The sequence below is a fragment of the Imperialibacter sp. genome (assembly GCF_040222815.1).
GTDB lineage: Bacteria > Bacteroidota > Bacteroidia > Cytophagales > Cyclobacteriaceae > Imperialibacter.
Window position 1 is genome coordinate 65,134 of the sequence record NZ_JAVKCH010000013.1, and the last position, 12,808, is coordinate 77,941.

A 12,808-nucleotide genomic window follows, 5' to 3' on the forward strand; every position below is an offset into this window, starting at 1 on the left:
TTATTGAACAACTATTATGCAATTAGTCATTACCGATGGGTATACCCTTAATCCCGGAGACCTTAGCTGGGAGGCCCTTCATCAGTTGGGTGAAGTGAAATATTATGATCGAACGTCGCCGCTGGAAATGATTGAGCGATGCAAGGAGGCCCACGTGATTGTCACTAACAAAACCCCAGTCACAGCCGAAACCATAAAAGCTTGTCCGCATTTAAAGCTGATTGCCGTCACCGCCACGGGCTACAATATTGTGGATGTGGCAGCGGCAGGAAATGCGGGTGTGCCCGTTTGCAATGTCCCCATTTACGGGACGCATTCAGTGGCCCAGCATACGTTCGCACTGATTCTTGAGCTTACGAACCGGGTGGGGCAAAACTCTCAGAGGGTAAGCAATGGTGAATGGTCGTCGGCTAAAGATTGGTGTTTCACAAGTGGCCCTTTGATTGAGCTTTTGGACAAAACGATAGGCATCGTGGGGTTGGGAAGAATTGGCGAGCAGGTAGCGAGAATGGCAGAAGCGTTTGGGATGAAAGTCATTTATCACAACAGAAGCCCCAAAGAGGTGGGCTGGAAATCCCGAACGGTCGGGGAGCTGTTTAAAGAAAGTGATTTCATATCAGTCCATTGCCCACTAACCGGCGAAAACGAGAAGTTTATCAATGAACAATTGATTGCAACCATGAAGCCAAAGGCTTTTCTCATTAATACGAGCAGGGGGCAGCTGATCGACGAAGAGGCTCTTGCCAACGCTTTGCAGAGGGGTGTCATTGCCGGGGCTGCCCTGGATGTACTCAGCAAGGAGCCGCCTCCTAAAGGTCATCCACTTGTGGGCCTAGAAAACTGCCTGATCACCCCTCACAATGCGTGGCTGAGCTTTGAAGCCAGGAAAAGAATGATGACTACTACGGTAGAAAATATTCAGGAGGCACTGAAGGGAAATCCGATTCATATAGTCAATCAGGGTCATTTAAAAAGCTGAACAATCTTTCTAATTGGCTGATGCTGTGAATATTAAGCGCCGGATCATGTGATCTGTTTTTTCAAATGTGTAAATTTTAGTGTCGAAAAGGAGAATTTTTAACTGACCTACCTATACCTACTATGAAAACTAAAGCCGATCGTCGTCGATTTTTAAAAAACCTGGGGATGGGGGGCGTAGGCGCTGGCCTGCTCTCAGCCGAAATGTCGTGTGCCCCCAATGAAAGGAAAGGGATAGCCGAAAATAACAAGCCCATTGGCGAACGTTCGACCAGGGCCTACAATGGCAAGTACAGTGACGGTTATTTGAGCCGAATAGCCATGCCGATTGGGGGCATGGGGGCTGGCATGTTTTGTCTGGAAGGTGCAGGTGCCATTTCGCATGTGTCGGTGAGAAACAAGCCTGATATATTCAATGAGCCGGGCATGTTTGCTGCCATCTCCGTAAAGGGAATGGACAAAGGAGCCAAAGTGCTGGAAGGCCCGGTACCTGACTGGAAAAAGTTTGGGCTGAGGGATGCAGGCAATGGTCTTGGTGGAGCAATTACTGGGCTGCCCCACTTCAAGAAAGCTACTTTTGAAACCCGGTTTCCATTTGCGAGTATTGAACTTGAAGATGACGATCTGCCCCTTAAAGTTCAGATCACAGGCTGGAGCCCTTTTATTCCTGGCGATGATGATAACTCCAGCTTGCCAATTGGCGCCATGGAATACAATCTTAAGAACACAGGCCCTGGTTCAGTAGAAGCTGTTTTCTCGTTTAACTCAAAGAATTTCCTGAAGGTAGACAAGGGTACGAACTCAGTGAAGCCCATAACGAATGGGTTTGTTCTCTCGGAAGCTGGTACGAAGGAGGAGCCTTCCAAAAAATGTGACTTTGCGATTTTTACAAACGACGCAGCGACAGTTGTTGATCATTGCTGGTTCCGTGGGGGCTGGTGGGATCCTTTGACTATCGCCTGGAACACCATAAAAAATGCTGAAGTGAGACCGGTAAAGCCCGTAGAGTCGGGTGCTCCTGGTGCTTCGTTGTATGTTCCTTTTTCCCTGGCAGCCGGGCAGGAAAAGACGATCAAGGTAATGATGGCATGGTACAGCCCTGACAGCGATCAGTCGTTTGGAAAAATGGGCATTCGTGCAGAGGACTGCTTGCCAGAAGAAGGATGCGCTGATTCACCTGATGAGCTGGATAAATACGATAAGAATTTTGATGCAAAGTTTTTCAAGCCCTGGTACAGTAGCAGGTTCTCAAGTGTAAATGAGGTGAGCAGCTATTGGAAGGATAACTACGATGACCTGTACAGAAAATCCGACTTGTTCACAAAGGCTTTTTATGCCAGCACATTGCCGCCAGAGGTGGTTGAGGCGGTGGCAGCAAACCTGTCCATTCTCAAATCGCCTACAGTGCAAAGGCAATTCGATGGCCGCCTCTGGAACTTCGAGGGTTGTGGCGATTCGTGGGGTTGCTGCCACGGTTCTTGCACCCATGTGTGGAACTACGCACAGGCCATACCGCATCTTTTTCCAGCGCTGGAAAGGAGCCTAAGGCACACCGAATTTTTTGAAAATCAAAATGCTCAGGGTCATCAGAATTTTCGGGCAACATCACCTATCAGGGTAAATGATCATAATTTCCATGCAGCGGCAGATGGCCAGCTTGGAGGCATTATGAAAGTGTACAGAGAGTGGCGCATTAGTGGAGACAATGCATGGGTTGGCACAATGTTCCCGCTGGTGAAGTCGAGCATGGACTTTTGTATTCGTACGTGGGATCCATCCGAAAAAGGGATACTGGAAGAGCCGCATCACAACACCTATGATATTGAATTCTGGGGGCCGGATGGGATGCACATGAGCTTTTATGTGGGGGCGCTCAATGCGCTGGCGGCAATGGGTAGGTTCCTGGGCGAAGAAGTAGGAAAGTATGAACAACTGGCCAGCCAGGGGAAGGTCTTTATGGAAAGTGAATTGTACGATGGAGAATATTTTATTCAAAAAATAAAAGTGGATGGGCTTAAGGCTCCCAACCCAATTGAAGCTTCGGCGATTAGCATGGGAGGCCAATACTCTGATGAGGCCAGACAACTGCTGGAAGAGGAGGGGCCTAAGTATCAATATGGAAATGGCTGCCTTTCGGATGGTGTACTGGGTGCATGGATTGCCAGGGTGTGTGGGCTCAATGACCCCATTGATCCTGCGAAGCTAAAGAGCCATTTACTGGCGGTGCATAAATACAATCTAAAGGACAACCTAAGCGACCATGCCAATCCCCAGCGGCCTACGTTTGCCCTGGGTGATGATGGAGGTCTTCTTTTGTGTTCGTGGCCCAAAGGCGGTAAGCTTTCGCTGCCATTCGTTTACAGCGACGAGGTATGGACAGGTATTGAATATCAGGTGGCTGCTCACCTCATGGAAATGGGAGCAGTGGAGGAGGGGCTTGAGATTGTTCGCACATGCCGGGATCGGTACGATGGCCGGGTGCGAAACCCTTTCAATGAGTACGAATGCGGTAGCTGGTACGCCAGGGCGTTGTCGAGCTACGGCATGCTACAAGGTCTGACGGGCGTGCGCTACGATGCTGTCGACAAAACGCTTTATGTAGATTCAAGGGTGGGGGATTTCACCAGCTTCCTTTCAACAGAGAAGGGCTTTGGCACTGTAAGCTTAAAGGGTGGTCAGCCATCTTTGGATGTGGCTCATGGTGAGATTTCGGTAGATAAAGTAATTGTTTCCGGCAAGGAGGCGGCCTTGGTTTAGTAAGTATGTTGACTGTTCAGAAGGAACATATTATTTCACTGCGCTACACAATGAAGGATGATCAGGGTGTACTGTTGGAGGACAGAATGAGCGGGAGGCCAGTTGAATTTCTATATGGTTCAGGAGAAATCCTGCCAGAACTCGAAGCCAACTTGTCGGGAATGGTGCCAGGTGACGTAGCCAACCTCAGCTTCTCCACAGAGCTCGGCAGCTCATTGGAGTCCTATTTTTTTGAGGTGGTGGTTGAAGGTGTACGAAAAGCTACCGAGAGCGAGATAGCGAATGGACGACCTGAAGGGGCCAAAGAAAACACGGACTGTGGGCCAGAGTGTGAGTGCTGGTAACGCCTTTATTGCACTTCCTTTGGTGGTATTGTCATTTGCACTTTGATCTCTGCCCTCCTGTTTTTCGAATGGTCATCTTCACCGCAATCCACGCCATCAGAACAAGTGTTCAGCAAAAGAGACTCACCAAATCCTTTGCCCTTCATTCGGGACTTGTTGATCCCATTTGCAGCGAAATAGTTGAGCACCGTGGCAACCCTGCGATCGGATAGCTTTTGGTTGTATTCAATTGTTCCCCGGGAGTCGGCGTGGGCCGTCACATTAAGTGTTGATTTAGGAAATCGCTTGAGCGTTTTCAGTATATCAGCAAGCTCTGGGTAAGCTTCAGTGCTGAACCGGTATTTGTCAACGTCAAAGAATACTGTGGCTTTATCAACAAAAACTTCTTCGAGCACCAGGTCATTGAGAAGATCGCCATAATAGATATTATCTGTGTTCAGGTTATACCCTTCGGGAAGGAAGCCTTCATTGGTGGCATCTATCCTATATTTTTCGTTCGGATAAACCAAAAATGCATACGATCCGTCAGTATCTGTTTGTAGTGATTGCTGGGTGCCTGTACTAGAGTTTTTAATAGTCACCAGAGCGCCTTCCATGACGGACTGTGACTCGTTGCTATAAATCTTTCCCTTTACAAACAGTTCGTGCTTCCAGAGTTTCAGTTTGATGCTGTCGTAGCCAATTCCTTTGCCATAGGTCGAGTATACAAGCGGTTCCAGTTGAGAATATCCATCCTTTTTCACTGAGAACGTGTAGTTTTTGTCGTAAAGCAAATCAATTTTGAACTCTCCGTTCTCATCGGCAGTAATATTGGTCGTTTGGTTGTCTTCGGCATTAGAAACTGAGATGCTGGCACCTGAAACTGTTTTGGCACTGTCCATGAGTTCGTACACACTGCCAGTAACAAAGTAGTAGTTGGATGTAAAGGCATAAAGATCGTCGAGGCCAGCACCCTCCGGACGGTTGGAGGCAATATATCCCTTTCTACCGCTGTCATCAATAAGAATCGAGAAGTCATCATGGGCGGAATTGAGTGGCGACCCCATGTTTACGGCGTTGGTAAACGAGCCATGTTGTCTGTAACTGATATAAACGTCGAGACCTCCAAATCCTCCGAGGCCTGTTGATGCGAAGAAAAGTGTGGAATCGTTGTGCAGGTAGGGATAAAACTCTTCTTCTGCCGTGTTGATTTCCGGCCCCAGGTTTTCAGGAACCGACCATTTTCCGTCTTTCAAATGCGAGACATAGATGTCGGACTTTCCAAATCCACCCGGCATGTTGGAGGCGAAGTAGATGCTCGTACCATTGGTATTAAGAGTAGGATGCCCTACGGAATAATCTTCGCTATTGAACGGAAATGCCTGGACGTTGGCCCAGGTGCCGTCGGCAATACAGTCGGCAAAAAAGATTTCAAGATTGATGAGCCTGGCACCGTTTTTTACGGAGCTATTTTTGGGATTATTTCTCGTAAAAGCAACCTTATTTTTCTTACCATAAAACCACAGTGGGCCATCATGAAACTTTGATTTTAGCTGTTCTCCATACACCAGAGGGTGGACGCCTTCTAATTTTTCGATAGAATCGAGAGGCACCTCGAAGTATTTGAGCATCACCTCGTCGTCGTTGTGTGCGGTGGAGGGCTGGTATTGGATCATTGTCTCTTGTTTTCTGGAGGAGACGAAGATCAGTTGGTTTTCTTTAAGTTGTGGCGAGAACTCGGATTGGGGGGAATTGATGGCGAGATTGTCTATTTCGTACAAATCGGGGTTCCTTTGATAATAGTCAATGTTATTTAGGAAGGCTAGCTTAAGCTCACTTCCCATCATGTTTCCATGATTATCCAGTATTTGCTGGTACCATTTTTTTGCTTCCGTATATTTTCCATTCTTTCTCAATACTTCGGCATATAGTAACTTTACTGTCGGCTCGGTGCTTGCACTGTCAGCGAGGGTTGCCAGCCATGCTTCAGCAGACGATGAATCGTCAAGTTTCAGGTAGCATTCTGCCACCCTGAGTTGCGCTTGCTTATTGTCAGGTACTTTGTCAAGCTCCTTCAAGTAGTAGTATTGCGCTGTTCGGTAGTCGAGGTAGTGAAAGGCTTCATCAGCCTTCGACATGTTGCTTTTAAACAGTGAAGAGATGTTAGCGCCCTGGGCCATTATTTGCGTCAGGCAGCACATCAAAACGATGGTGATGGCTAGGTGCTTCATGTTAGAAGTATCGTGGCGTGATCACGCCATATTTCCTGTATTTAAATCTATAATTGAGTAGCATTTCGTGGGATCCCAGCTCCACCGACCTGATCGGACTAGTGGTGATGGCATAAGAATACCCGACACTCAGCTGGTCAGTCACCTGCACCTGCACGATGAGATTCAATGCGCTTCCGACTTTGTAAGATAATCCTGCCCAGAGAATTTCATCCAATAAAAAATTGGCATTCACATCAAGCTCAATAGGTCTTTGGTCTAACATTTTAAATAGCAAATTGGGCTTAAATTTTATCTGGTTGGTAAGCGTTAGCATATAACCTCCCGTTAAGATGATAGGGAAGTTTTGATACACAGTTTTTAAGTCAGTGCCTCTGTCAAAGACGTTGTTGACAAGGTGTGGCATCGAAAGACCTATATAATACTTCTCATCTGTAAAAAACGCTCCGAGCCCGAAATTGGGACGCATTTGTCTGATGTCTTCCTGAAATACCGGATCAGATGATTGAAACTGATTTAGCTGGCTGTAATTGGCTCTGTAGGAAATCAGCCCGGCCTGAGCGCCCATTGACAGGTATTTTCTGTCGCCGAACTTTATCCTGTAAGCGTAAGCAAGGTGTGCGCCCGTTTGACTGATCACACCAAATTTGTCGTGAATAAAAAGAGCCCCCAGGGCGACATTTTTGTTAAACAGTGGGGCGTGCCCTGAAAAGGTCTGGGTGCTGGGGGCACCTTCCAGCCCAACATTTTGAAACCGGGAAATAACTGTGGCGCTCAGCACTTCGTGGCTGCCTGCATAAGCAGGGTTAATGGCCAATCCATTGAACATATACTGCGCATAGGAGGCCGCCTGCTGAGCGTGCAGTGATCCAAATGACCACAGCATGAAACCGAGGATATAGATGACTTTTCTCAATCAATTATTCTTCAGAACTACAAATCCACTGTAAGTTTTATTGGACTGGACAAGGGAGATCACGTAGAAATAGGTGCCGTCGGCGAGCTTGCCACCTCCAAGCCCTTTGTTCGATTGCCCTGTCCATACCCTTTCGTTGTTGTCGTAACCGGTTGTTTCGAAAACTATGTTGTTGAATCGGTCGAATATCCTGACCTGATTGTTGACGTAGAAATCGATCCCCTCAATCCGCCAGTAGTCGTTAATACCGTCTCCATTGGGAGACACCGCCTCATACACTGTGAACGGGAGGTCTTCGACGATAAACACTGCCACGCCCTGGCTAAAGTTGTTTGGCTCAGCCGTATCACTGATTTGATAAACCAGCGAATCGATCCCCATAAATGTTGAGCTTGATCGGTATGACACTGAACCATCCTGGAACATTGTCAGGCTTCCGTTGCCCGGCTCTACCACAGGAGTTGTGCTCAGGAGAATATCATCACCCTCCACGTCAATGTCATTATCCAGAATGTTGATAGAGAAGTCTTGATTTCGCAGTACTCTTAGCGTGTCTCTGTTGGCCAGGGGGACATCGTTTACTGGCGTAATTGATATTTCAATAACTAGCTTTGTGCACAGAACCGGGTTTCCGTCGTCACACATTTCTACCTCCCAATAGGCTGTGCCATTATAGTCTGCTGAGGGCATGTAGTCAAAACAGAACAGAGCAGCGCCAGACCTGGTCAGGGCACCACCGCCGCTGATGTTGTCGATCCGATTGAGGGAAATCTGATCACCGTCCGGATCCTGGGCCTCGAAACAAAAGTTGACCGCTGTGTCCTCCAATGTGGACACCCTTAACGTGTCGGCAGGAGCGCCATTAACCAAACCCACAGGGGGATTATTGACTTCCATCACATTTATTGTAATCAGCCCAGTGCCACAAATCGAAGCATCGCCCGTGTCACAAATAGTGACTTCCACAATGTCTTCGCCGATAAAGTCCTGAGGTGGGGTGTAGTCGAAACAAAGATCATTTGCAACTCTGTTGTTCACTGACCCGATTGAGCTTACCGAACTGCCTGAAGTAAATACATGCGTATTGCCTTCTTCATCAGTTACTTCAATGCAAATTGGGGTAGTCACATTTTCTGGCACATCTACTGTTTTGCTTACCACAGTTGGAGGGGTGTTTTCGGGGGTAACGTCGATAATAGCTATGAGGCTGCCACATAAAGAAGGCACCCCGTCATCGCAAATCACGACATCCCATACCGAACGACCGATGAAGTCGGTCACGGGAGAGAAAGTGAAGCAGAAAGCACCGGTGTTATTAGCTGCGAGAGAACCCTCGCCCTCTTTGTTGGTAATGCTTTGAAGCACCACATTGTTGCCTTCCGGGTCGACTACCTCAAAGCAGAAGTCGACGGGTATGTTTTCGGGAGTGCTGATGAACAAAGTGTCTGCCGGAACACCGTTGACCAGCTCAACTGGTGGCTCGTTCACATCCACAACGGTGATTTTTACAGGTGCCACCAGGCAAATGGAATTGTCTGATTCGTCGCAAATAGTTACCTCAATTTCATCCACACCAATAAAGTCTGCAGGTGGCGTGTAGTCGAAACACAGGTCATCCAGTGCCCCATTAGCAATTTTTCCGATAGCGCCGGTGGAGGTTGCGCCAGTCAGGTAATTGGTGTTTCCTTCCACATCGGTTACCTCAATGCATATCTGAGTGGTCACTTTTTCATTAACCTCAAATTCCTGTGTTATGAGTACGGCCGGATCGTTGACGGGAGTCACTTCTATGATTGTCTGAAGCGTACCACAAAGGGATGGAGACGCATCATCACAAATTTCGATGTCCCAGGTTGAGGTGCCGGAAAAATTGGCGGCTGGTGAAAATGTGAAGCAGAAACCCTCGCCCTCGGCTGCCACCAGTGTGCCTCCTCCTGAAGTATTTGACACAGATTGTATAGAAATGTTATCACCTTCAGGGTCAGTAGCGTCAAAGCAGAGCAGCAGGGGCACATCTTCCGGAGTCGTTAGGTTTAGTGTCTCCACTGGCAAGGAATTGACTTCCGGCACTGGCGGTTCGTTGACATCAAACACAATCACCGTAATATAAGCCGTTGTACAAACCGAATTGTCAAGTACGTCGCACACTATTACCTCTACTTCGTCTTCTCCAATAAAATCTGTGGGCGGAGTATAGTCGAAACATAGGCTCTGTGTCGCTCCAAGACCGATTGTGCCGATGCTTCCGACCGACAAGCCGCTGGTCACATACTGATCGTCACCTTCGGGGTCATCAACCTCTACGCAAATAGAGGAGGTTGTTTTTTCCGGCACTTCTACCGTAAGGTCAGTGCTGCCATTAATCAAGATCTCCGGTGGATAATTAAAAGGATCCACAGTGACAATGACTTTGATCTCACCACACTTTGGAGTGCCCGGATCGCTGTCGTCACAGATTGTCAAAGTCCATTCTGACTGACCAACAAAGCCAGTTTCGGGGGTGAACCTGAAGCAAAATGTCCTGTTTGCAGAAGGCGACCCGGAGAAGCCAGGGAGGTATTCAACCGTTGAGGCGTCAGTTGTGAGCTGAGAAGCACTGGCAAACGAAATGAGATCACCGGCATCAGGATCTTTAGCAGTGAAGCAAAAGTCCACGTATTGATTTTTGTTTGTTGTAACGTTAAGGTCTTCTCCAGCTACGCCATCATCTCCGAGGATAACAGGCTCTTCGAGGACATCCAATACGTTGATGGTGATAATACCTTCGTCAAACAAATCTGCATCCCCCGAATCACTCACTTTCACGGTTACCTCATCATTCCCAAGGAAGCCGCTGTTTGGGGTATAGTCAAAAGTGAAATTGCCCGTAATGCTGTTCGTGGCGTTGGCCGAAGTGGCCGAAGTGAAAGTGAGAGGATCAGACTCCAGGTCGGTTACATTGAATGAAATACTCGTGGTTTCCTTTTCATTTACGTCTACCGTCTTCTCAACAACCACAGGGGGGTCGTTGACTGGGTTAATGGTGATGTGAATCGTAATATTAATGCATTGACCATTAACACCTGGTGTCGGCTGGTCGCATACATTTACTGTAAATTGATCAGTGCCATTTACATTGTCATTTGGGGTGTAAATGAGGCAAAGGGAATTTGATGGGTGATTAGTCACTACGCCCAGGCCATTGACGGGAAGAGTATTAGAATTGATTACAACTAAATCGGACTCCGGATCCTGTATGTCCAGGCAAATTTCTATTGGTGAGTCTTCGTCAAATTCAAAAAACAGCTCGGTTACAGCGTTTCCCCCTTCGTCCAAAACTACCGGCGGGTTGTTGTATCCGTCAAAATTTATATAACTGTTAGTGTAGGTATTGCTCCAGGCGGTACCGTCAAAAACCCGGAAGGATAGCTGTCGGGCGATTTGGGTTACTACAGGAGCTGTGTTGGCGTATACAACCTCCCGAAGGGCTGTCTGATAAGCTGCCATTGAGGCGTTTCCCTCAATTGTCAAAACTCCGCCAGAGAAGCTGGTTACGTTGATGATGCCATTGATGTCGGTGAACTGGAGCTCTTCGAAAGCGCCGTCCAATACATTAATGATCCTTATTTCCGCTTTTTCAAACGTGGTGTTGTCAACATCAGAAACTGTGACGGATTGGTTGGCCTGGATAGTCCCACCGCCGGATGGATAGGTGACGGTATTAGGATTGTTGCCTCCTGTAACCGGGGCATCATTGACGGGCACCAGTGCAATGTCAACTTGAACTGTGTTACTCACGCCGCCAGGATAACCATCGTCGATCACAAATTGTACGGTTCTTGTGGCCGAAGAAGGGTTTTGACTGCCGTTAAAGTATTTAATGCTTCGTAGGGCTGCCGCATAATTGTCAAGCGTTACCCTTTCGGATGAGGTAAGCGTTAAGACACCACTGCCGCCATCGAAAGCCCCTGTAATTTCGGGTAGGTTGGTAAACTGAAGCACATCTTCTCCACTCACATAGTTACCACTGATTGTTATCCGGGCGTCAACTATGACGGTGGTTCCAATGGGGTAGTCGGCTTCAGGAGGATACGATACCGCTATGGCCGGATCGATGATAAGTGCTACGTCCCCTTCTGTGAAACTGGCATCAGTGACGCTGGCCGTCAAAACAGGAGGGTAGTTGGGTACAACCACCACTTCTACCAACACTACTTCATTGTCAGGATCGGTGTTGTTGGTATTGGAGCCACAAGTGCCTGGCAGCTGGGCAACTGCAGAAAGTAGCATCCCCCCCACCAACGGATCGTCAAATGTGATAGACCATAGTCCTTCGGCATCAGCAATGGCAGTCTTGGTGTCAAGAGGAGTGCTGGCAGAAGCATCCTGATAGAGCTTGATTGTCACTGTGGCAGTTGGCTCGGCAGTGCCTGTGATAAAGTCATCCCCTTCCCTGATTGGGGTATCAAAAGCAGGCTTTTCTGTTACTCCTTCCAAAAAGCCTCCTCCACCTTCGGAAAGGTTGCCAAGGTTGGTAGGACATTGGTTCTCCGACAATGCCGTCATCGCATCAAATAGTGATGCATAGTCTTCATCATTCACCCCGCCGATATCCGAAATGCTGCCACTCATGGCGCAGGTGGCGTTGTTGTTGGTTAGTGCAATGAACCTGATTTCTGTGGCAGTGGTAATGCCAAACTGAGAAGTAAGGTCAGCGAAAGGGACGTAGAAGTCGTAGAAATAGGAATATTGATTGCAGCCAACAATATCGCCAATGGCTCTCTGGTGATAGGTGCCTATTGGGTAAGACATCACAGCCGAGCAATTGTTGTTACCTCCATCAATATCGTACACCCTTACGCCGTGAGCATTAGCAGATGGGCCCCTTATTAGCGTAATGTCAATTTCAAAGCCAGGGTTTCTTGACCCCTCCACATAATCCGGATCAGAGGGGCCGAGTAGCCCGTCTGTATCAATCAGCACAGAATAACCCGGAACATTTTGCTTATTGTTGGCTACCCTAAACCGAAAAATAAGGTTGCCGTCTTTAAGAATAGCGTAAGCCGAGTAGCCTTGCGAATCAGGAGTCAGGTCGGTGTTGCTGCACGACGGGCCCGCCGCATCGCCAATCACGTCACCATCTCCAACTTTGGGCAAACCAAACATGGCAAACTCAAACTGATCAGGCGTGTACCCAGCGTTAGCATCGAAGCCAGCAGTAGTGGCGGAGACATAGCCGTCACTGTTTGGATCGAAAACAGCATCGTTTCCGTGCAGCTCGATTTGGCCAAACTGAGCATGGGCAATCAGGCATTGCACCACGAATGCCGAGGTTAATAAAATCTTGTAGCGGAACATTCAGTTATCACTTTACACCTTGCCCCGATGTCACTACCCCCGAATTCTACCTGTGCAGAAATCTGCCTATGGGTTAACACGTTGAAGCCTTTTAATGCAGCTTCTTCTTGTTAGCAATCAGAAAAGAATAAGAAGTTTAGTGACTGAGGGATTTTGGTGAACAAAAAAACGAATAAATATTCCAGCCAGTCCGTTGTAAAAATTACCAGTTGTACCCACCAGCTAATTAGATTTTCTTAAAAATCAGTCGTCATAGTTGATGTACG

At 47.8% G+C, this 12,808-nt stretch carries 6 protein-coding genes; 3 read left to right on the forward strand and 3 right to left on the reverse strand.

The window, feature by feature from the left end; translation table 11 throughout:
* Positions 1–16 precede the first annotated feature (16 nt).
* The 3 genes from RIF36_RS03410 to RIF36_RS03420 all read left to right on the forward strand — a co-directional run bounded on the left by RIF36_RS03410 (position 17) and on the right by RIF36_RS03420 (position 4,079).
* Entirely contained in the window at positions 17–979 is a 963-nt protein-coding gene (locus RIF36_RS03410; protein WP_350124844.1) for a D-2-hydroxyacid dehydrogenase, read from the forward strand.
* A gap of 122 nt (positions 980–1,101) precedes the next feature.
* Positions 1,102–3,735, forward strand: coding sequence for a GH116 family glycosyl hydrolase (locus RIF36_RS03415; protein WP_350124847.1), 2,634 nt, complete (start codon positions 1,102–1,104; stop codon positions 3,733–3,735).
* 5 nt (positions 3,736–3,740) lie between these two features.
* Positions 3,741–4,079, forward strand: coding sequence for an FKBP-type peptidyl-prolyl cis-trans isomerase (locus RIF36_RS03420; protein WP_350124849.1), 339 nt, complete (start codon positions 3,741–3,743; stop codon positions 4,077–4,079).
* Between the two features lie 5 nt (positions 4,080–4,084).
* Here the strand turns inward: RIF36_RS03420 and RIF36_RS03425 are convergent, their stop codons facing one another.
* The 3 genes from RIF36_RS03425 to RIF36_RS03435 are packed head-to-tail and all read right to left on the reverse strand — an operon-like array spanning position 4,085 to position 12,542.
* On the reverse strand, positions 4,085–6,289 hold the full coding sequence (locus RIF36_RS03425) for a carboxypeptidase regulatory-like domain-containing protein (protein WP_350124852.1): 2,205 nt from the start codon (positions 6,287–6,289) through the stop codon (positions 4,085–4,087).
* Between the two features lies 1 nt (position 6,290).
* Positions 6,291–7,205 carry a PorP/SprF family type IX secretion system membrane protein gene (locus RIF36_RS03430; protein WP_350090683.1) on the reverse strand — a complete coding sequence of 305 codons (915 nt, stop codon included), beginning with the start codon at positions 7,203–7,205 and terminating at the stop codon, positions 6,291–6,293.
* Positions 7,206–12,542: a tandem-95 repeat protein gene (locus RIF36_RS03435; RefSeq protein WP_350124855.1), complete on the reverse strand. Its 5,337-nt coding sequence runs from the start codon at positions 12,540–12,542 to the stop codon at positions 7,206–7,208.
* Positions 12,543–12,808 lie beyond the last annotated feature (266 nt).

Coding starts and splice junctions, on each gene's coding strand:
- RIF36_RS03410 (WP_350124844.1), top strand. CDS start 17: ATGCAATTAGTCATTACCGATGGGTATACCCTTAATCCCGGAGACCTT.
- RIF36_RS03415 (WP_350124847.1), top strand. CDS start 1,102: ATGAAAACTAAAGCCGATCGTCGTCGATTTTTAAAAAACCTGGGGATG.
- RIF36_RS03420 (WP_350124849.1), top strand. CDS start 3,741: ATGTTGACTGTTCAGAAGGAACATATTATTTCACTGCGCTACACAATG.
- RIF36_RS03425 (WP_350124852.1), bottom strand. CDS start 6,289: ATGAAGCACCTAGCCATCACCATCGTTTTGATGTGCTGCCTGACGCAA.
- RIF36_RS03435 (WP_350124855.1), bottom strand. CDS start 12,542: ATGTTCCGCTACAAGATTTTATTAACCTCGGCATTCGTGGTGCAATGC.